The sequence below is a fragment of the Parolsenella catena genome (genome assembly GCF_003966955.1).
In the GTDB taxonomy this organism is placed as follows: domain Bacteria; phylum Actinomycetota; class Coriobacteriia; order Coriobacteriales; family Atopobiaceae; genus Parolsenella; species Parolsenella catena.
On record NZ_AP019367.1, the window covers coordinates 1,113,746 to 1,134,268 of the forward strand.

A 20,523-nucleotide genomic window follows, 5' to 3' on the forward strand; every position below is an offset into this window, starting at 1 on the left:
GCCGGCGGTTAGTGGTCGGAGAGCGAGAAGCCGTTTCTCATGAGCATGCTCGAGGTGTAGAGGACCTTCGAGAGGAGCTTGTCGGTCTGCTCGCGCAGCTCGGTGGCGATGCGCTCGTTGGCGGCCTCCAGCACGAGCGTCACGTCGTCGCCCTCGGGCAGCGCCGCGACCTCGGCGTCCGTCTCGCGAAGCACGCGGTGCCCATAGGCCATCGTGCGCTCGCGGTAGTTGTCGATCGCGTTTATGTTGTCGCCAAAGTGCGGGTCCGCGACGGCGGCCACGATGCGGTTGGCCCAGTAGAAGCTGTCGGTGGTCACGTGGTCGGTCGTGTCGCGCAGGTAGGCGGGCATGTCACTCACGAGGCCGTAGAAGGGCGCGAGCGTGTTGAACGCGTTGGAGCCCATCGCCATCCACTGCACGCAGCGGCATGCGGCGGGCGCGTAGGGACGAATCTGCAGCACGGCGAGCTGGCAGTTGCGGTTGATGCCGATGGGACGGAAGCGGTGCGCGTCGGCCGAGGAGCCCTTGGAGCCGTAGGGGTCGAACGGCGTGCCCTCGTAGTGGTTGGAGAGCACGTCCTTGACGTCCTCGATCGTGAGCCTGCGCTCGGGCACGCGGCACCAGGGGATGTCGTCGCTCTCGGGCGTGTGGTCGGCGTCCGGGCCGTCCCAGAAGTCGGAGGGGTTGAGCGCGCGCTGCATGGCCCAGGCGCGGCACGTGTTGTAGACGTGGTCGCGCTCGGAGTGCGAGCCGAACGCCTCGCGCGGGTTGAAGCACACGTGAACGCCGTCTGCCGCGGCCGTAGCGGCCTCGCAGGTGTCCAGGCCCAGGTCGGCGTCGGAGAGCGTGAGGTCGAGGTGGTTGGCGGCCATCCACTCGCGCAGGTCTGCAGAGCACATGCAGTCGCGTTGCTCGCCAAAGGCGTCGTCGAGGTCGAACTCGTCGATGCCAAGCTGGTTGGGCATCGTGACGTAGGCCTCGTCGGGCACGCGGCGGGCGATCCAGTGGTGTCCGCCCACGGTCTCCATCCACCAGATCTCATCGGCGTCCGAGAAGGCCGTGCCGTTCATCTCGTACGTGCCATAGCGCTCGAGAAGCTCACCGAGGCGAGCCACGCCCTCGCGAGCCGTGTGGATGTAGGGCAAGACGATGGTGAGGAAGTCCTCCTCGCCTATGCCGCCAGCGACCTCGGGCTGGTAGTCTTCCTCGCCCTCGGCGCCGCTGGCGGGGATGCGCTCGACGAGCGGGTCTGCGCCGAGCACGCGCTCGTTGGTGGTGAGCGTCTCGGTGGCGCTCATCGCAACCTGGCTCTCGTTGAAGCCGGCCTCGCCCCAGATGCCCTGGGAGAGGTTGGCGTTGGGAACGGCCGTGTAGCGCTGCGGGTTGTCGGGCAGGTCGATCTGTACGTGCGAGATGACCGAGCGATAGTGGCGCGGCTGGTCCTCGGGCGCCACGACGACGAGGCGCTTGCTCTCGAAGCTGCCGTTTCCCGAGTCCTCGTTGCGCGCCACGATCGTGGAGCCGTCGTAGCTGGCCTTCTTGCCAATGAGAATGGTGGTGCAGGGCATGTGCTCCTCCTTGCGGTTGTGTCCGCAATGAAGGGTAGCACCAAAGGGGACGGGTTCGCTTGGTCCCGTCCCTGGCCGCCCTGGGGAAGAGGGACCAAATGAACCCGTCCCCTTTGGTTCCTAGGCGAACTGGCTCAGGTAGAGCTCAGCGTAGGCGCCGCCCGCCGCCATGAGCTCGTCGTGGGTGCCCTGCTCCACGATGGTGCCCCGGTCCATGACGAGGATGAGATCCGCGTCCACGATCGTGGAGAGGCGATGCGCGATGACGAAGCTCGTGCGACCGGCCATGAGCGTCTCCATGGCGTGGACGATGGCCTGCTCGGTGCGCGTGTCCACGCTCGAGGTGGCCTCGTCCAGGATGAGTATGGACGGGTCGCAGAGCATGGCGCGCGCGATCGTGAGCAGCTGGCGCTGGCCGGCGCTCACCGCGTCCGCATCGTTGGCGAGCACGGTGTCATAGCCGTGCGGCAGGGTGCGGATGAAGTAGTCCACGTGCGCCGCCCTGGCGGCCTCAACGACCTCGTCGCGCGTGGCGTCGGGGCGCCCGTAGGCGATGTTCTCGGCAATCGTACCCTCGAACAGCCACGCGTCCTGCAGGACCATGCCAAACTCACGTCGGAGGACTTGCGCGCGCATCCTTCTCGTGTCGACGCCGTCAAGCGTGATGCGGCCGCCATCGACCTCGTAGAAGCGCATGAGCAGGTTGATGAGCGTGGTCTTGCCAGCGCCCGTGGCGCCCACGATGGCCACCTTCTGGCCCGGCTCGGCCACGAGCGAGACGTCTCGCATGAGCGGCTTGTCCGCGCTGTAGCCAAAGCGCACGTGCTCGAAGGCCACGCGACCGCGCACGGGTTCGACGGGCGCGAGCACTTCGGCCGGGTCCGCCTCGACCTCGGGCTCGTCGAGCAGGGCGAACACGCGCTCGGCGGCGGCGAGGGCCCCCTGCAGCATGTTGACCGTGAGGCCCAGCTGCGTGAGCGGCTCGGACGCCTGCGTCACGTACTGGAAGAACGCCTGGAACACGCCAACCGAAAGCTGGCCGGCGATGAGCATCTGACCGGCGAGCACCGCGATCGTGACCTGGCACAGCCGCATGACGAAGCGAATCGCCGGCCCCACGGCGTTCGTGAGGAAGTCAGAGGAGGCCGAGGAGTCCGCAAGGCTCTGCGCGGCCGCAAGCACCTCGCCCGCGCTCGCCTCGTCACGGCCGAACGCCTTGATGACGGCGCGGCCGCTGTAGGCCTCCTCGACACGCCCCGTGAGCGCGCCGAGCGACGCCTGCCGGGCCGTTGCCGCCTTAAGCGTGCGCGTGGCGAACACCTTGGTCACGGCGAGCGCGACCGCCGCGAACGCCAGGAAGATGCATGCGAGGCGCACGTCCACCGTAAGCATGATGAGCACGGCCCCCACCACGGTCATGACGCTCGTGAGCAGTTGCAGCACGCCGCGCTGCAGGACCTCAGACACCTTGTCCAGGTCGTTCGTGGCACGGCTTATCGTGTCGCCGGGCTGGTGGGCGTCGAAGTAGGACAGTGGCAGGCGCGCGAGCTTGGCAGAGATCCGCTCGCGCAGGCGCAGGTTCAGGCGCTCGGCAAAGCTCGCCATGACGAGGTCGTTGAACGAGTAGAACGCCCAGGCGGCCGTCCAGATGCCGAGGAACGTCAGCACGCGCGCGCCGCCGTTCTCGAGCGTGAGCACGAACGGCTCGCCCGAGGCGAAGCTCGCCTGGATCTTTGCCCACAGCATGTCTATGACGCTCGCGCTGAAGCCCACGGCGGCCAGCGTGGCCACAACGTAGAGCACGGCCGACACCGTGCACGCCACGATGCGCCAGCGAAGGCCGACCATGGCGTCCCACAGCCTCGCGATGGTCGCGAGCGCGTTCTTTGGCACCTCGAGCTCCTCGGCGGTCTCGGGCGCCTGGTACTCGGGCTGGTCGTTGTCGCTAGCCACGGCTGGCCTCCTTCCTGGCCTGGGACTGAGCGATGGCGCGGTAGGTCTCGCACGTCCCCATGAGCTCGTCGTGGCCGCCCAGGCCTACGATCTGCCCGTCCTTGAGCACCACGATCTGGTCCGCCTCGCGAATCGTGCTCACGCGCTGGGCGATGATGAGCGTGGCGGCACGCGCCAGCTCGGGCGCGAGCGCGTGGCGAAGCGCCGCGTCGGTCTTGAAGTCGAGCGCGGAGAACGAGTCGTCGAACACGTAGAGGTCCGCATGGCGCACGAGGGCGCGCGCGATGGCGAGGCGTTGGCGCTGCCCTCCCGAGAAGTTCGTGCCGCCCTGGGCCACGCGGGCGCCCAGTCCGTCGGGAAGCTCGCGCACGAAGCCGGCCTGCGCCACGTCGAGCGCGTGCCACAGCTCCTCGTCGGTGGCCTCGGCACGACCGTGACGGAGGTTCTCGGCAATCGTGCCGCTGAACAGCCACGCCTTCTGGGGCACGTAGGCAACGTGCTCGCGCAGCGTCTGCTGGGACACGTCGCGAACGTCGGCGTCGCCAAGCAGCACGCGCCCCTCCGTGGCGTCACAGAAGCGCAGCAGCATCTTGGCCACGGTGGACTTGCCCGAGCCGGTGTTGCCGATGATGGCGCACACCTGCCCGCGGCGGACGGAGAAGTCAAGGTTGCGCAGGGTGTCCTCGTCGGCGTCCGCGTAGCGAAGCGACGCGTGGTCAAAGCGGGCCACGACTCCCGAGGAGAGGTCCGGCTCCACGCAGCGCTCGGCATCGGACACCTCGGGGCGCACGGCGAGGACCTCGGCCGCGCGTCCGAGGCAGGCAAGCGCACGCGGAACGGAGAGCATCGCGAACTGGGCCATCATCATGAAGAACATGATGAGCATGGCGTACTCGATGAGGGCCGAGATGGAGCCGATCTGCATGGCGTGGGCGCCCACGCGGTTGGCACCCAGCCACATGGTGAGCGACTCGACGCCGTTCATGAGGAAGAACGTCATGAGGTCTGTCGTGGCGAAGACGTAGTTCACGCGGATGGCGTTTCTCGCGTAGGCGTCAAATGTCTCGTCAAGACGCTCGCGGGTGAGCTCCTCGCGCCCGAACGCACGCACGACGCGCACGCCCGTGATGGCCTCGCGCAGGCGGGCGTTCATCGCGTCGATGAAGCCCTGCAGGCGCGTGAACACGGGCGCCGTGCCGCGGATGGCCACAAGCGAGATGGAGAGCGTCACGAGCGTGACCGCGAGCAGCACCCAGCCCATGACGAAGTCCGTGGAGAACGCCAGCCCCACCGAGATGGCGCACATGATGGGCACGGGGAGAATCATGAGCACGGTCATGAGCAGCGTCTGCTGCACCACGTTGGCGTCCGACAGCGTGCGCGTGATCATCGACCCCGTGCCAAAGCGGTTGAAGTCCGCGGCCGAGAAGGCAAGCGAGGCGCGGTAGACGCGCATGCGAAGGTCTCGCCCCACATTGGCGCACAGGCGGCTCGCGAGCCACGTCGAGGCGATGTAGCCAAACGAGCCCACGAGCGCCGCGGCGAGCATAAGCGCGCCGTGGGCGAGGAACTCGTTGGCGTCCTGCGTGGTGACCGCCGTGTTGATCATGGCCGAGAGCTGCGTGGGGATGAGCAGCATGCCCGAGAGGTCAAACAGCATGGCCACGAACGTGGCCGCGGCAAGCCCCCGATAGGGCGAGACGAGCTGCCCGAGAAGCGCGATCGAGGCCCGCCACGACGCACCGGCGCCCTCGCGGGCCTCGCGGCGAAGCTCCTGTTCGATGGTGGTCTCGCTCACTTTGGCTCCTTCCTTGGGATAAGAAACCGCGAGAGCTGCATTCGAGACAGATTACACCCCTCATGGAGGCCAAAAGTGTCTCATTTGCAGCGCTCGCGACCCTGAGAGCTATGCGGTCAAGAAGTGCTCGCGGAGCTTTTTCACGACGCATGGCGGCACGAGCATGGAGACGTCGGCGCCGAGGCCGGCGAGCTCGCGGACGATGGAGCTCGAGACGTAGCCGTAGGCGGGGTTGCTCATGACGAAGATGCTCTCCACGTCTGGCGCGAGGCGGAAGTTGAGGTCCGCCTGCTGCAGCTCGTACTCGAAGTCCGTCATGGCACGCAGGCCCTTCACGACCGCGCCCGCGCCCACCTCGTGGCAGAAGTCCACGAGAAGGCCGGTGAGCGGACGGACGTCCACGCCCTCGCTCACGCCCTCGTCGGCAAGCGCCTGGCGGGCCAGCTCCACGCGCTCGTCCAGCGTGAGCGCGGGGCCCGTGCCGTTCTTGCCCAGGCTCGCGGCAACGGCCACGGTCACGCGTCCCGCGATGCGGCGGGCGCGGCGCACGACGTCGATGTGACCATAGGTTATGGGGTCGAACGTGCCGGGGACGACGACATGCTCAACGCGATCGGTGTGCTCCACAAAGGCCTCCAAGCCCTAGCCCTGTCTGCCGAGAAGGTCGACGGCCGTCTGACCATAGCGCTTCTGCTTGAGCGCCACAAACCCAGACGGGCAGATCGTGGGCCTGCTCGCGCTGCGCTCGTAGAGCACGAGCGCGCCCGCGGCGAGAAGCCCGCTTGCGTCCAGCGCCTCGACGAGGCCAGAGACGACGTCCACGGCCGTGGCGTACGGCGGGTCGAGCACCACGATGTCAAACGGCGCGCCCGCAAGCGAGCCCGCGGCCGCCAGACGGCACGAGTCTCCCCTCGTGACCGAGAAGCGCGAGCTTGCGGCCCCCAGCGTGGCGGCATTGCGGCGCACGCGCGCGCAGGCGCCGCGGTCGAGGTCGACGAACGTCGCGTGCGCGGCCCCGCGGCTCAGAAGCTCGAGCCCCAGGGCGCCCGAGCCGGCGAAGGCGTCGAGCACGCTCGCGCCATCGAGCGTGAGGCCGCGGGCGCTCATGAGCATGGACGAGACCGCCTCGCGCACGCGGTCCGTCGTGGGCCTCGTGACGTCGCGGCCCTCAGGCGCCTCGATGGGATGACCCTTCCACTCTCCGCCAACGATCCTCATGCGTCTCCCCTCTCTCCCTTGAAGTATGCGCCGAACCTTCGCCTGACCTCGCGCGCGAGCGGCGCGTGCCGCGCATCCGTGAGCGAGGGGTCTTTTGCCACCAGGTGCGCCGCGTCCTCATGCGCGGCCGCCACGAGGTCGGCGTCTGCGATCATGTCTACGTGACGAAGCGTCACGCCGCCGCTCTGCCTATATCCCAGGACCTCGCCCTCGTGGCGCAGTCGCAGGTCCATCTCCGCCAGGGCAAAGCCGTCGCTCGTCTTCTCGAGGGCGCGCAGGCGCTTGCGTGCCGGGCTCGTCCCGCGCGCGGCGCTCACGAGAAACACCGTGCCGGCATCCTCGCCGCGGCCCACGCGGCCACGGAGCTGGTGCAGCGTCGCCAGGCCAAAGCGGTCGGCGTCCCACACCATCATGACCGTGGCGTTGGGCACGTCCACGCCCACCTCCACGACCGTGGTCGAAACGAGCACCTTGACCTCGCCCGCGCGAAACGCGGCCATGGCCTCGTCCTTCTCGGCGGCGCTCATGCGGCCAGTCACGAGGCCCATGCGCACGCCGCGAAAGACGCGGTCCCGGAGCCGCTCGTAGACGGCCCGGGCGGAGTGCGGACGGGCGCTTGTCTGGGCGAGCTCGGAGACGGGCACGTCGTCGAGCCCCGCGCCGTCATCGGCGTCGTCCACGAGCGGGCAGATGACGTAGGCCTGGTGCCCCGCCGCGACGGCCTCGGCGATGGCCGTGTGGGCGAGGTCGACGTTCTCGGGCGTGATGACCTTCGTGGTGACGCCAGCGCCGGCGTGCGGGCGTTGGGCGATGCGCGAGCAGGCAAGGTCGCCGTAGACGGACAGCGCCAGCGTGCGCGGGATGGGCGTCGCCGTCATCGTGAGCTGGTCTGGGGCCGTGCCCTTGGAGCGCAGGCGGGCGCGCTGCCCCACGCCAAAGCGGTGCTGCTCGTCCACGACGACAAGGGACAGGTCGTCAAAGGCCAGGTCATCGCCGAGAACGGCCGTGGTGCCAAACAAGACGGAAAGCGTGCCGGACGCAAGCCCCGCCGCCGTGGCCCCGCGCTCCGCCACAGGAGTCGACCCCGTGACGAGAGCCCATGAGACACCCGCGCGGTCGAGCACGGGGCCGAGCTTCTCGGCATACTGACGCGCGAGCACGGAGGTGGGCGCCATGACGGCGGCCTGGGAGCCGGAGTCTGCCACGGCGGCGAGCGCCACGGCCGCCACTGCCGTCTTACCGGTGCCCACGTCTCCCAAGAGCAGCCGGTTCATGGGCGCAGGCGCCGCCATGTCGGCCAGTATCTCGTCGGCGGCCTGGCGCTGCTCGGCCGTGAGCTCAAACGGCAGGGCCGCGAGGAGGGCCGAGACATGCGGCCCACCAACGACGTGCTCGTGGGGCGCCACGTCCGCAAGCTCGATGGCCCTCCGCGCGAGAAGCGCCGCCTGAAGGCACAGCAGCTCGTCGTAGGCGAGGCGGCGCCGCGCGCGCTCTGCAGCCGCGCGACCGCTTGGGAAGTGCGCCTCGCGAAGTGCGCGGGCCTCGGTCATGAACTCGCGCGACGCCACGAGCGAGGCGGGCATGAAGTCGCAGGCGTCCCCGTAGTCCGCGAGCGCGGCGCTCTCGATGCGACGCATCCACGCAGGCGAGAGCCCGTCCGTGGCGCCATGGACAGGCAGCATGCGCGCAAAGCTCGCCGCGGTGGCGGCGCCCTCCCCCGCCTTGGCGACGACCTCGTGGAACTGCGGCGTCATCTGCTTGAAGCCATAGGCGAACGTCACCTTGCCGGAGACGGCAAGCGTGTCTCCCACGTGGATCTGCTCGGCAAGCCAGGGCTGCTTGAAGAAGGCGCACATGAGCACGCCCGTGGCGTCCACGAGCGCCACCTCGACGATCTGCAGGCGGGGGCGGGGACGCTTGAGCGTCACCTTGTCCACGCTGCCCACGACCGTGGCCTGCTCGCCCACGTCGGCACCAGCCACGGGCGTGATCCTCGTGAAGTCCAGGTAGCGATGAGGCACGTGCTGCAGGGCGTCTCGCACGGAGGAGATGTCAAGGCGCCCCAAGGCCTCGGCGCGGGCGCCGCGAGCAAAGCGCAGGCGCGAGACGTCACCGTCCCACGCCTGCGTGCGCGCAAGGCGCACGGACGCCTCGCAGATGTTTGGAAGGGTGCCGCGCTTGCCGGCTCCACTCACCTCGGTCACGGGAGATACACGCAACTACTCGATGGAGAAGATGACGGGGTAGAGCGGCTGGCCACCACGGTGGGCGTCGACCTCGAGGTCGGGCTGGGCGTCCTCGATGCGGTCGCACAGGGCCTCGAAGCGCTCATCGTCCATGTCCTGCCCGGCAAGGATCGTGAGGGTGTCACCCTCCTGCTCCGCCTGCATCTTGTTGATGAGGTCGAGCGTGACCTGCTCGACGTCCGAGCCCACGATGGCGATGTCGCCACCGGCGATGCCCATGATGTCGCCGTCGTGGATGGGCGTGCCGTCCGCGGCCTGGGAGTCGCGCACGGCGTGCGTGACCTCGCCGTCACGCACCTCGGCGATGGCCTCGACCATGGCCTCGGCGTTGTCCTCGGCGCTAGCATCGACATCGACGGCGAACATGGCAGCGAAGGCCTGGGGCACGGTCTTGGTGGGAACGACGACGATCTTGAAGTCCTCGCTCGCGCTCGCGGCGGCCTCCGCGGCCATGCGGATGTTGCCGTTGTTGGGAAGCACGATGACGCTCTCGGCGTTGGCCACGGCGGCGGCGTCGAGGATGTCGGCCGTGGAGGGGTTCATCGTCTGGCCACCGGAAACCACGACGTCCACGCCGAGCGACTTCAGGATCTCCGCCTCGCCGTCACCGGCCGCCACGGCCACGAACCCGAGCTGCTTGCGCGGCTCGGCGGGCTTGGCGGCAGCGGCCTGGTCCGCGGCGATGCCAGCCGTGCGGTCATGGGCCTCCATGTCCATGTTGTGGATGAAGACCTCATAGACCTGGCCGTACTTGAGCATGTACTCGAGCACGCGGTTGGGCTCGTTGGAGTGAACGTGGACCTTGAAGTCCGGGAAGGAGCCCACGACGAGCTCGCAGTCGCCGAGCGTGGCGAGGTGCGCGAGCGCGGCGTCCGGGTCGAAGCCCTCCTCGGCCTTGAAGAGGAACTCGTTGCAGTAGCGGTACTCGGAGCCCTCCCAGTCGTCGTTGAGCTCGATGGCCACGCGGGCGTCGGCGGCGTTGTGGGCGCCGGAGGCCGTGGCAACCGACGTGTCGAAGTCGATGGCGGCGCCGACCTTGCCGAGCGCGGCGTTCACGAAGGCCTCGACGAACGTGGCGAAGCCGTAGGCGCCGGAGTCAACGACGCCGTTCTCCTTGAGGACGGGCAGCAGGTCGGGCGTGCGGGCCACGGACTCGTAGGCCTCCACGACGAGGGCCTCGAGCATCTCGGGCACGCCCATCTTCTCCTTGGCGCAGCGGTCCGCGCGCGAGGAGATGTCGCGGATGACCGTGAGGATCGTGCCCTCGACGGGCTTGCGGACGGCCTTGAAGGCAACCTTGACGCTGTTGCGGAAGGCGACGGCGATGTCGTCTGCCGTCACGGGGTCGTGGGCGCCGACGAGGCCCTCGGCCATGCCGCGCAGGATCTGGCTCGTGATGACGCCGGAGTTGCCGCGGGCGCCCATGAGCGAGCCGTGGGTGATCGCCTTGGCGACGGCGGCCATGTCGGAGTCTGCCGGCAGCGCCGCGACCTCGCGCACGACGGTGCCGAGCGTGAGCGACATGTTCGTGCCGGTGTCACCGTCGGGCACGGGGAAGACGTTGAGCTTGTTGATGTCCTCGGACTTGTCGGCGACGGCCTGGGCGGCCACGGGGAAGCACGAGCGAATCACGTTGGCAATCATGTCTGAGAAATCTCCAAATCGTATGGCAGGCACGACGGGGCGCCTGGGCGTGCAGCGACCCGGCGCGGGCCGGGTCGGCGATCGGGGCTGCTACTTGTTGGCGCGAAGGTCCTCGACGTGAACCGTGACGTCGGCGTTGTCGATCTCGGCGACCTCCTTGAGCGTGAAGCGGACGGCGCTCTCGAGGTTGCACGAGACGCTCGCCATGTTGACGCCCTGCTCGAGCACCGTGTGCAGGTCAACCTTGACGCGTCCCTCACACGTGCTCACGTCGATGCCCTTGCGCAGGCTGCCGAGCGAGAGCAGGCGCACGATGTTGTCCTGGGCGTCCGTGTATGCCATGCCCACGACGCCGTAGCACTCGAGTGCGGCGTAGCCGGCGAGGTCGGCGATGACGTCATTGGAGACCCGGAGCGTACCGGGGATGGTCTGTGCCATGCGTCTCTCCTCTCACAGAGCGACGGGTCACGCCGCCGCTTCCGAGACTTCATATATCCATCGAAGTATAGCGCGAAGGCACGCGACGACACGTGGCACGGCACGCCATCTCAACAACATCGCTGCATAACGCCGCGTTATGTCAACAGCGCGGGGCCGAGGGTCCCTCGCTCGGGCCTCGCGGCCAGCGAGGGCGGCAGTCACCGCAGGCCGTACCGTTCACGGATTTCTCAACACATGAATTCATGAACACCTAAACTGTCGACCGTTAAGGCTTCCTGGGAGAGCACGACGGGAGACGCGATGAAGGTCTACGAGGGGACGATCCTCACGGTCAACGAGCACGACGAGGTGGCACGCTACCTCGTGGAGGACGGCGGGCGCATCGCCTACGTGGGCAGCGAGCTGCCCGGGCGCTTCGCGGGCGAGCCGCTCGAGCGGCTGGGTGGGCGCGCGCTGTGCCCGAGCTTCGTGGACACGCACGAGCACCTCGCGAGCTTCGCCACGTTCAACGCCGGCCTCAACGTCATGGACGCGCGCAGCAACGCCCAGATCTGCGAGATGGTCCGCGCGTTCGCGGGCGCAAGCGACGCGGCCACGCTCATCGCGTTCGGCGCCTCGCCCCACTCCGTGGCCGAGGGCCGTCTCGTGAGCCGCTCAGAGCTCGACCGCGCCTGCCCCGACCGACCGCTCATGCTCGTGAAGTACGACGGCCACGCCTGCGTGGTCAACTCCAAGCTTCTCGAGAAGGTCGAGGGCAAGGTCTCCAAGCTCCGCGGCTATCACCCCGAGTCGGGCGAGATGAACCAGGAGGCGTTCTTCGCCGTCTCAGACTTCATCACCGGGTCGCTCTCGATCCCCGAGCTCGTGGGCAACATCCAGCACGCCATGGACTACCTCGCGAGCCGTGGCATCGGCATGGTCCACGACGTCTCCGGCGTCGGGTTTGCCGGCAACCTCGACATATCGCTCGAGACCTGGCTCGCGAGAAGCGCCCAGAGCGGGTTCCAGATCCGCGTGTTCCCCCAGTCCATGGACGTGCGCGTGGCCACGCGTCGCCACCTGCCGCGCATCGGAGGGTGCTTCGCGTGCGCGCTCGACGGCTGCTTTGGCTCCACGGACGCCGCGCTGCTCGCCCCCTACGAGGGCGCGGACGACTCCGGCGTGCTCTACTACACGGACGAGCAGGTCATCGACTTCTGCCGCACCGCGAACCGCGCGGGCCTGCAGATCGAGATGCACGCCATCGGCGACGCGGCCTTCGACCAGGCGTGCCGCGCGCTGGCCGCCGCGCTTGACGACTTTCCCCGCAACGACCACCGCCACGGCATCATCCACGCCTGCCTGCCCACGACCGAGGGCCTCGACATCTGCGAGCGCTACCACATCCAGCTGCCCATGCAGACGTCTTTCATCGACTGGCCGCAGGAGCCCGACTCCTACCTCGAGCGCGTCCTCGGGCCTAAGCGCGCCAGCCGCCTGAACCCGCTGCGAACGATGTGGGACCGCGGCATCGTGCTCTCGGCGGGCTCGGACGCGCCCTGCACCGACCCCGACCCCATCCTGTGGATGCAGCGCGCCTGCAACCACTCGAACCCCGCCGAGTCGCTCACCGTGCGCGAGGCCCTGCGCATGTGCACCTACAACGGCGCCTGGGCCACCTTCGACGAGCGCGACCGCGGGTCTCTGGAGGCGGGCAAGCTCGCCGACATGGCGATCCTGTCCGCAAATCCCTACGAGGTGGGGCCCGCCGGCCTTGGCAACCTGCACGTCGAGGGCCTCATCCTCGGCGGCCGGCCCTACGAGCCGCAGCACCAGGGCGTCGTGGCCGCCGTCACGCGCGGCATGCTCGCACGCGGCGGACGCTAGACGCAAGGCGGGCGGCCGCCCGCGCGCGCCGCGGCACCGCCACAGCCCCACCCACCAAGACCAAGGACCTCCCATGCTCACAAAGGCACAGTTCGACGTACTCGTCACCCTCGCCAGCGCGCCCGAGCCCTCCCAGCGCCGGCTCGCGCAGGCGGCGGGCGTGTCGCTCGGCTCCACGAACAAGGCGGTGCACGAGCTGCTCGACGGGGGCCTCGTGACCGGCCGGGACGGCGACATCGCGATCACCGAGGCCGGTCGGGCCGCGCTGGCGCCCCACCGCGTGCGTGGGGCGATCGTCCTCGCCGCCGGCATGGGCAGGAGGTTCGTCCCCCTGTCGTTCGAGCGCCCCAAGGCGCTGTTCCGCGTGCGCGGCGAGGTGCTCATCGAGCGGCTCATCCGGCAGCTCCGCGAGGCGGGCGTCGAGGACATCCACGTCGTCGTCGGCCCCATGAAGGAGAGCTTCTACTACCTGGAGGACATGCTCGGGGTCCACCTCGTGCAGACGAACGAGTACGTCACGCGCAACAACCACGCCTCGCTGTTCGCCGCGCGCGAGTTCCTCGGCAACACCTATGTGTGTCCCTCCGACCAGTACTACGACGAGAACCTCTTCCACGCCTATGAGTATCGCTCCTGCTGCACGGCCGTCCACACGTCCGGCAAGGACGCCAAGCAGGCCTTCGAGCTGGGCGCGGGCGGGCTCGTCGTCGCCGCGAAGAAGGAGCTGCGCGAGGCGTGGCGCATGGACGGGCCGGCCTACCTCGACGAGGCGCTCGCGCGTGACTACGTGCGGGTGCTGGCAGAGGAGTACGACCTGCCCGAGACGCTCGGCAAGCTCTGGGAGACGGTCCTTCTCGAACACGCCGACACGCTGCACATATATGCGCGCAAGATAGACGAGGGCATCATCCACGAGTTCGACTTCCTCGGAGACCTGTGCGACTTCGACACCGACTTCATGGAGAACGTGGACTCCTCCATCCTCGACAACATCTGCCGCACGCTCGGGTGCACCCGCGACGACATCCGCGATGTCCGCCCGCTCGACTCGGGCCTCACGAACCTGTCCGTGCTGTTCTCGTGCAAGGGCCAGCGCTACGTCTACCGCCACCCCGGCGCCGGCACGGAGCAGATCGTGAACCGCGAGGCCGAGACGTACGCGCTCAAGGTGGCCTCGCGGCTCGGGCTCGACACGTCATTCGTCTACGAGGACTACGAGAGCGGCTGGAAGATCAGCCGCTACATCTCGGACTGCACCGAGTTTGACTACGACGACGAGCACCAGGTTGCCCAGGCCCTCTCCATCGCCCGCAGGCTGCATCGTTGCGGCGTCACGAGCCCGTGGCGGTTCGACTTCTACGACGAGTCGAGAAAGATCGTGGGCCTGCTGCGCGACGAGGGCTGGCCCCTGCCGGACGACTTCGAGCAGCGCGAGGAGCAGATAGCGCGGCTCGTGGGCCCCATGCGCGCCGGCGCGGGGCGTCCCGTGCTGTGCCACAACGACTTCTACGGCCCCAACCTGCTCGTCCACGGCGATGACATCTGCCTCATCGACTGGGAGTACGCCGCCATGGGCGACTACGGCTGCGACTTTGGTAACTTCGTGGCGCAGGGCTCGGGCTACGACGTCGACCGCGCGCTGGCGGTGCTGCCACTCTACTTCGGGCGCACGCCCACGGCCGAGGAGCGCCTCCACTGCATCGCCTGCGTAGCGGTCGTTGGCTGGTACTGGTACGTGTGGGCGCTGTTCAAGGAGTGCAAGGGCTCGCCCGTCGGCGAGTGGACGCGCATCTGGTACGACGCCGCCAAGCGCTTTGGCGCGGCGGCCCAGGCCATGATCGACGAGAGCGCCAAGGCAACCCGTGCCCTTACGCGGGCGGAGTTCGACGCGCTCGTGGCCGTCGAGGCCGGAGACGCCAGACAGGCGGGGACGGACAGGCAAGCGGTCCTTGACGCGCTCACAAACGAGGGGCTCGTGAGGGCGGAGGGCGCAGGCCCCAAGCGCGCCTGGGGCCTCACGACGTCTGGCTTCATGGCCCTCGAGCCCTACCGGGCCAAGCGGGCCGTGTTCTTTGCGGCCGGCTTTGGCAGCCGCATGCTGCCCATCACGGTGAACACGCCCAAGCCGCTCGTGCGCGTGCACGGCAAGCGCTTCATCGAGCGCCTGCTCGACGCGGTCATCGCGGCGGGCATCGAGGAGATCTACGTCGTGCGTGGCTACCTCGCCGAGGAGTTCGACATCCTGCTCAAGCGCTACCCGCAGATCCGCTTCATCGACAACCCCCTCTATGACGAGACGAACAACATCTCGTCTGCCGTGGCGGCGGTTGAGGCGCACCCCCACTGCTTCGAGCAGGCGTACGCCTTTGAGAGCGACCTGTACCTCACGGACCCGAGCTATATCTCAAAGTACCAGTATCAGAGCAACTACCTGGGATTTCATGTGAACGAGACGCGTGACTGGTACTTCGAGGCAGACGAGGAGGGGCGCATCACCAAGCTCGCGAAGGACCTGGGCCGCGACTGCTGGCAGATGGTGGGCCTCTCGTTCTGGAGCGCCGCGGACGGCAGGAGGCTCGCGCGTGACCTGCCCGCGGTCTTTGAGGCCACGGACGACAACCGCCAGATCTTCTGGGACGACGTCCCCTGCCGCGTCTGCGCCGACTCCTATGACGTCCACGTGCGCGCGTGCGACCCCTCCCACATCATCGAGATCGACTCGTTCGCCGAGCTGCAGGAGGTAGACCCGAGCTATCGCCCGCGCGGCTAGGCCGTCGCCACGCCGCGGGGCCCAAGGGCGAGCCGCGCCACGCCGCGTGAGGCGCGCGAGCCATGACGCGCCGCCAACGTGGCCGCAAGGTGCCACAGCGGGATGAGCCACAGGTAGACGGCCGTAGCCCAGCACATCTCAGGCGCGCCGCACATCGTCACGACGGCCGCGCACGCCGTTGACCACGGGACGAGCGGAGAGACGACCACGGCGGAGTCCTCAAGGTCGAGGGCGAGCGAGCCGCTCGTGGGCTCGAGGCCCGAGCACAGGTCGTTTGCGAGCATCGTGCCAAGCGTCTGGTTGCAGGCGATCATCGATGCCGGCACGGCCACGGCGAGCACGGCGGCAAACGGCGTCACGCGCTCGGCAAGGCCGGCCACGTGCCCACGGACGCCGTCGAGCAGGCCCGTGCCCATGAACAGGCCCGAGAAGCTCGAGGACAGACAGACGATGGCGCTCGCGTTGAGCATGGACACGATGCCGCCGCCACTCATGAGGGAGCGCACGACGGTGCCGGCGCCGGCGGGCACGTAGCCCGCCACCGCAGACCAGACGAGGTCTGCCGGCGCCACGCCGCGCACAAGGACGCTCACGAGCGCCGCGATGGCGATGCTCGCGACCATCGTGCGCTTCATGCCCACGCGCGCAAGCGGCAGCACGAGAACGGGCACGACCGGAAGCAGCGCCACGACGCCTTGGTCGAAGTAGCCGGCGAGCGCCGCGGTCGTGCCAGACGCGGCAGCGCCGCCGGCGGGGGCGAGGGCGAGCCCCGCAAGGCCGTAGACGAGAAGCGTGACGGCGAGCGGCACGAGCGCCGAGCGCATCATGGAGCGGAGGTTCTGGCCAAGCGTCGTATGTGTGACGGAGCGCACGAGCAGTGCACTCGAGCTCATCGGCGAGCAGCGGTCGCCAAAGTAGGATCCCGCGAGCACGGCGCCGCCGCACAGCAGCGAGCTGGCACCCATCGAAGTGGCGATCGTCATGCACACGACGCCCATCGTGGCGGCCGTGCCAAACGCCGTGCCCATGAGAAACGACATGGCGCCCGTGAGCAGAAAGACCGCGAGCGGCGCCATGGCGGGCGTCACGAACGGTGTGGCGAGCAGCACGACCTCCGAGATGGTGCCAGCGGCGCGCCACAGCGCCGTGAGGATGCCGATGAGCATGAATGACTCGAGAACGCCGCGCGCTCCGGAGATGCCATCGAGCGCCATTCCCAGCACGTCTCGCACGGAGTGGCCGCGGGCGATGCCATAGCCGCAGAACAGCAGAAAGCCAATCGCGAGCGGCACGAGCACGGGCGTCCCCAGGGCGACGAGTGCCATGAGGCACGCACAGAACGAACCAAGCACAGCGAGCTCAAGCATGAGACGGGCCCCTCCAGACGAACGAACGTGCATAAAGCACTATCGGCCCTCTGTCTCACGATTTCAAACTGTTACTATTCGTTATTGCCACAATTATTATTTGTGGAACCAAAGGAGCCAAAGGGGACGGGTTCGAACCAAAGGGGACGGGTTCGTTTGGTCCCATCCGGGGAGGCCGAGCATGAACTTCCAGACCATGGAGTACTTCCGCGCCATCGCCGAGCAGAGGAGCTTCACGAAGGCGGCCGAGCAGCTGCACGTGACGCAGCAGACCCTCTCGGCCCACATTGCCGGTGTGGAGCGCGAGCTGGGAGCGAGGCTCGTCGTGCGCTCCACGCCGCTTCGCCTCACCCACGAGGGCGAGACGTTCCTGTCCTACGCGAGGCGCTTCGAGCGAGGCCTCTCGGACCTGCGCCGCGAGCTCGGCGGCCCAAGCACCCTACAGCACGGCACGCTTCGCGTGGGCATCTCCTTCACGCGCGGCCGGACGCTGCTCCCCGGCGTCATCGAGCGATTCTGCGAGCTGTACCCAAACGTGACGGTCGACCTTCGCGAGGACACGAACGAGGCCCTCGCGGCCAGTCTTGCGGCTCGCAGGCTCGACCTTGTCATCGGCGTCTTCTCCGGAAGCGAGCCCCTCATCGAGGCGCACCCCCTCTTTGACGAACACATGGTGCTGCTCGCCACGCGCGAGCTACTCGAGGGGTGCGGGCTCGACGTCAAGGGCCTCGCCGGCCCGCTCTCACGCGGCGACGTCTCCCCTCTCGCGGAGTGCCCCTTCGTCCTGAGCCCGCCGGAGGACATATCAGGCAAGCAGGGCCTCAGGATCCTCGAGCGCGCCGGCTTCAGGCCTCGCGTCAAGGCCTTCTCGCGCAACATGGCCACGCTGCTGTCGCTGGCGCTCAGGAGCGTCGGCGTCTGCATCTGCCCGCTCGACCTGCTCAACGACACGGGGACGCCCGAGCAGAAGCGAGACCTCATCTCATACGACTTGGGACCAGACGCCTCCTACGCCATCAGCTACGCGCTGCCGGCCGGCGGCTACCGCTGGCCGGTCGTGGACGAGTTCGTCCGCATCGCCACGGGTCACGCGGCGAGCGTCGAGGCGATAGCCCAGGGGTAGGCGCCATCGCTACAGGTAGCGTCCCGTCACGCTGCCCCCGCACGCGGCCACCTGGGCCGGCGTGCCGGCGCACACGACGCTGCCACCCGCCGCGCCGCCTCCCGGCCCCATGTCGATGACGTAGTCGGCGTTCCTGATCAGGTCGAGGTCGTGCTCGATGACCACCACCGTGGCCCCAGCGTCCACGAGGCTCCCCAGCACGCCGAGGAGCACCTCGACGTCACGCGGGTGAAGGCCGATCGTGGGCTCGTCGAACACGAACACGGCGTCGTCCTGCGCACGCCCCATCTCGCTTGCGAGCTTGAGGCGCTGGGCCTCCCCACCGGAGAGCGAGGGCGTGGGCTCGCCAAGCGTGAGGTAGCCAAGGCCAAGGTCCGACAGGGTCTGCAGGCGCGTGCACACCTTCCTGAGCCCCGCGCACGCGTCGAGCGCCTCGTCGACGCTCATAGCCATGAGCTGGGGCAGCGTGAGCTCTGAGCCATCCTTGCAGACGCGGCGGACCTCGCCTGCCGCCGCGGCGTAGCGCGAGCCGCGGCAGCTCGGGCACTCGATGTCCACGTCGGGCAGGAACTGCACGTCAAGCGATATGGAGCCAGTGCCGTCGCACGTGGGGCAGCGGAGGCGCCCCGTGTTGTACGAGAAGTCGCCCGCCCTGTAGCCGGCCGCCCTCGCCTCCTCGGTCCTCGCGAAGGCGCGGCGCAGCTCGTCATGGACGCCCGCATAGGTGGCCACGGTGGAGCGCACGTTCGCGCCGATCGGCGTGGCGTCGATGAGGCTCGCCCGCGCGATGCCCTCGGCGTCCACGCAGCGCACGTGGGCAGGCATCGCCTCGCCAGCCGCAGCCGCCTTGAGCGCGGGCAGGAGCTCCTCGAGCACGAGCGTCGTCTTGCCCGAGCCCGAGACGCCCGTCACCGCCACGAGCCTGCCGCGTGGGATGTCCACGGACAGCGGCCTCACCGTGTGCAGCGCACCCGTCTCCAGGTGGATACGGCCGAGGTCGAACAGCTCGCCCGCTGCGACGCCCGGGCGCACGCGAACGGACGCGGCGCCCGACAGGTATGGGGCGATACGGCTCGTTGCGGCAGCGCCCACCTGGCCGGGCGTGCCCTGGGCGATGACGCGCCCGCCCGCCTCGCCCGCCTCCGGACCCATCTCAACGAGGTGGTCGCAGGCTGCCAGCACGCGCGTGTCATGGTCTACCACCACGACGGAGTTGCCGTCTGCCACAAGGTCGTCCATGACGCCGAGCAGCCCGTCCACGTTTGCCGGGTGCAAGCCAATGGACGGCTCGTCGAGCACATAGAGCACGCCCGTGGTGCGGTTGCGCACGGCGCGGGCGAGCTGCACGCGCTGGCGCTCGCCCGTGGAGAGCGTGGAGCCAGCGCGGTCAAGCGACAGGTAGCCCAGGCCAAGCTCGAGCAGCCGCCGCGCCGAGTCGAGAAAGGACTCGCAGATGTTTCCTGCCATCTCCCGCATCTCGGGCGGCATGGACGCGGGCACGCCGGCCACCCACTCCACGAGCTCGTCAAGGGTCATCGCCGCGGCGTCTGCGAGCCCCACGTCGCCGATGCGCGGCGCGCGGGCGCGGGCGGACAGTCGCGTGCCGCCGCAGTCCGGGCACGGACCCTCGCGCAGGTACTTTGCCACGCGCGCGAAGCCCTTCTCGTCCTTTGCCTTCTCGAGGGCATTCTCCACGGTGCGCACGGCGTTGAAGTAGGTGAAGTCGAGCTCGGCGAAGTTGTCGCCCTTCTTGGCCTTGTACAGGATGTGGCGCTTCTCGGCCGGGCCGTTGAACACGATGTCTCGCTCCGCGTCCGTGAGCTCGCGAAACGGCACATTCGTGCGCACGCCCATGGCGCCGCAGACCTGTTTCATGAGGTCCCACATGAGGCTGCCCCAGGGCTTGACGGCGCCCTCGTCGATCGTGAGCGACTCGTCGGGCACGAGCGCGGCGCGGTCCACCTCGCGCACGATGCCCGTGCCCGCGCAGGTGGGGCACGCACCGCCGGAGTTGAACGCAAGCTCCTCGGCGCTGGGCGCCCAGAAGGTCTCGCCGCACTCCGGGCACGTGAGCGCAAGGCCCGCGGCCACGTTGATGCTCGCCGACACGTAGGCCCCGCAGCGCGGGCACGCGTGGCTCGCGCAGCGACTGAACAGCAGGCGCACGCTGTTGAGCAGCTCGGTCATGGTGCCAAACGTCGAGCGCACGCCCGGCACGCTCGGACGCTGGTGAAGGGCCAGCGCCGCGGGCACGTAGCGGACCTCGTCGACGCTCGCCCGGCCCGCCTGGGTGAGGCGGCGGCGCGTGTAGGTTGAGAGCGCCTCGAGGTAGCGCCTCGAGCCCTCCGCGTACAGCACGCCCAGGGCAAGCGAGCTCTTGCCCGAGCCCGAGACGCCCGCGATGCCCACGACCTGCCCCAGTGGGATGTCGACGTCGACGTCATGCAGGTTGTGGACGCGCGCCCCGCGCACCTCGATGCGGCTCGGCAGCTCCGTGCTCCTCGTCATTGCGTGCTCCTCCTGGCCTTC

General features: G+C 68.8%; 13 protein-coding genes. 3 read left to right on the forward strand and 10 right to left on the reverse strand.

What is annotated here, in order from left to right:
- Window positions 1-8 precede the first annotated feature (8 nt).
- The 8 genes from Pcatena_RS05105 to Pcatena_RS05140 form a co-directional block, all read right to left on the reverse strand.
- The gene (locus Pcatena_RS05105) at window positions 9-1,568 is read right to left on the reverse strand and encodes a C69 family dipeptidase (RefSeq protein WP_126422237.1); all 1,560 of its coding nucleotides are present in this window, start codon (window positions 1,566-1,568) and stop codon (window positions 9-11) included.
- 120 nt (window positions 1,569-1,688) lie between these two features.
- The gene (locus tag Pcatena_RS05110) at window positions 1,689-3,521 is read right to left on the reverse strand and encodes an ABC transporter ATP-binding protein (RefSeq protein WP_232619829.1); all 1,833 of its coding nucleotides are present in this window, start codon (window positions 3,519-3,521) and stop codon (window positions 1,689-1,691) included.
- Window positions 3,514-5,319: an ABC transporter ATP-binding protein gene (locus tag Pcatena_RS05115; RefSeq protein WP_317430696.1), complete on the reverse strand. Its 1,806-nt coding sequence runs from the start codon at window positions 5,317-5,319 to the stop codon at window positions 3,514-3,516. Before Pcatena_RS05115 ends, Pcatena_RS05110 begins: the two co-directional genes overlap by 8 nt.
- Before the next feature lie 108 nt (window positions 5,320-5,427).
- The gene (gene coaD, locus Pcatena_RS05120) at window positions 5,428-5,946 is read right to left on the reverse strand and encodes a pantetheine-phosphate adenylyltransferase (RefSeq protein ID WP_126422240.1); all 519 of its coding nucleotides are present in this window, start codon (window positions 5,944-5,946) and stop codon (window positions 5,428-5,430) included.
- Window positions 5,947-5,961: 15 nt separating this feature from the next.
- Window positions 5,962-6,537: a 16S rRNA (guanine(966)-N(2))-methyltransferase RsmD gene (rsmD, locus tag Pcatena_RS05125; protein WP_126422242.1), complete on the reverse strand. Its 576-nt coding sequence runs from the start codon at window positions 6,535-6,537 to the stop codon at window positions 5,962-5,964.
- Window positions 6,534-8,741: an ATP-dependent DNA helicase RecG gene (locus tag Pcatena_RS05130; RefSeq protein WP_332835568.1), complete on the reverse strand. Its 2,208-nt coding sequence runs from the start codon at window positions 8,739-8,741 to the stop codon at window positions 6,534-6,536. The genes rsmD and Pcatena_RS05130 overlap by 4 nt, the downstream gene beginning before the upstream one ends.
- Window positions 8,742-8,756: 15 nt before the next feature.
- Window positions 8,757-10,427: a DAK2 domain-containing protein gene (locus Pcatena_RS05135; protein ID WP_126422244.1), complete on the reverse strand. Its 1,671-nt coding sequence runs from the start codon at window positions 10,425-10,427 to the stop codon at window positions 8,757-8,759.
- 90 nt (window positions 10,428-10,517) lie between these two features.
- Entirely contained in the window at window positions 10,518-10,865 is a 348-nt protein-coding gene (locus tag Pcatena_RS05140; protein ID WP_126422246.1) for an Asp23/Gls24 family envelope stress response protein, read from the reverse strand.
- A 303-nt stretch (window positions 10,866-11,168) separates the two neighbouring features.
- On the opposite strand from Pcatena_RS05140, the gene Pcatena_RS05145 reads away from it, so the two are divergent.
- The gene (locus Pcatena_RS05145; protein ID WP_126422248.1) at window positions 11,169-12,734 is read left to right on the forward strand and encodes an amidohydrolase; all 1,566 of its coding nucleotides are present in this window, start codon (window positions 11,169-11,171) and stop codon (window positions 12,732-12,734) included.
- A gap of 73 nt (window positions 12,735-12,807) precedes the next feature.
- Window positions 12,808-15,504: an NTP transferase domain-containing protein gene (locus Pcatena_RS05150; RefSeq protein WP_126422250.1), complete on the forward strand. Its 2,697-nt coding sequence runs from the start codon at window positions 12,808-12,810 to the stop codon at window positions 15,502-15,504.
- Here the strand turns inward: Pcatena_RS05150 and Pcatena_RS05155 are convergent.
- Complete coding sequence (locus Pcatena_RS05155) at window positions 15,501-16,871, reverse strand: Na+/H+ antiporter NhaC family protein (RefSeq protein ID WP_172596382.1); 1,371 nt, start codon at window positions 16,869-16,871, stop codon at window positions 15,501-15,503. The two genes, Pcatena_RS05150 and Pcatena_RS05155, sit on opposite strands and share 4 nt — an antisense overlap.
- Window positions 16,872-17,052: 181 nt before the next feature.
- Here Pcatena_RS05155 and Pcatena_RS05160 point away from each other — a divergent pair, with 181 nt between their 5' ends.
- Entirely contained in the window at window positions 17,053-17,994 is a 942-nt protein-coding gene (locus tag Pcatena_RS05160) for a LysR family transcriptional regulator (RefSeq protein ID WP_172596383.1), read from the forward strand.
- A gap of 9 nt (window positions 17,995-18,003) precedes the next feature.
- On the opposite strand, the gene Pcatena_RS05165 is transcribed toward Pcatena_RS05160, so the two are convergent.
- A complete protein-coding gene (locus Pcatena_RS05165; protein ID WP_126422256.1) occupies window positions 18,004-20,502 on the reverse strand; it encodes an excinuclease ABC subunit UvrA in 2,499 nt (832 codons plus the stop codon).
- Between the last annotated feature and the right edge of the window lie 21 nt (window positions 20,503-20,523).

Coding starts and splice junctions, on each gene's coding strand:
- Pcatena_RS05165 (WP_126422256.1), bottom strand. CDS start 20,502: ATGACGAGGAGCACGGAGCTGCCGAGCCGCATCGAGGTGCGCGGGGCG.
- Pcatena_RS05155 (WP_172596382.1), bottom strand. CDS start 16,871: ATGCTTGAGCTCGCTGTGCTTGGTTCGTTCTGTGCGTGCCTCATGGCA.
- rsmD (WP_126422242.1), bottom strand. CDS start 6,537: ATGAGGATCGTTGGCGGAGAGTGGAAGGGTCATCCCATCGAGGCGCCT.
- Pcatena_RS05150 (WP_126422250.1), top strand. CDS start 12,808: ATGCTCACAAAGGCACAGTTCGACGTACTCGTCACCCTCGCCAGCGCG.
- Pcatena_RS05135 (WP_126422244.1), bottom strand. CDS start 10,427: ATGATTGCCAACGTGATTCGCTCGTGCTTCCCCGTGGCCGCCCAGGCC.
- Pcatena_RS05105 (WP_126422237.1), bottom strand. CDS start 1,568: ATGCCCTGCACCACCATTCTCATTGGCAAGAAGGCCAGCTACGACGGC.
- Pcatena_RS05145 (WP_126422248.1), top strand. CDS start 11,169: ATGAAGGTCTACGAGGGGACGATCCTCACGGTCAACGAGCACGACGAG.
- Pcatena_RS05140 (WP_126422246.1), bottom strand. CDS start 10,865: ATGGCACAGACCATCCCCGGTACGCTCCGGGTCTCCAATGACGTCATC.
- Pcatena_RS05160 (WP_172596383.1), top strand. CDS start 17,053: ATGAACTTCCAGACCATGGAGTACTTCCGCGCCATCGCCGAGCAGAGG.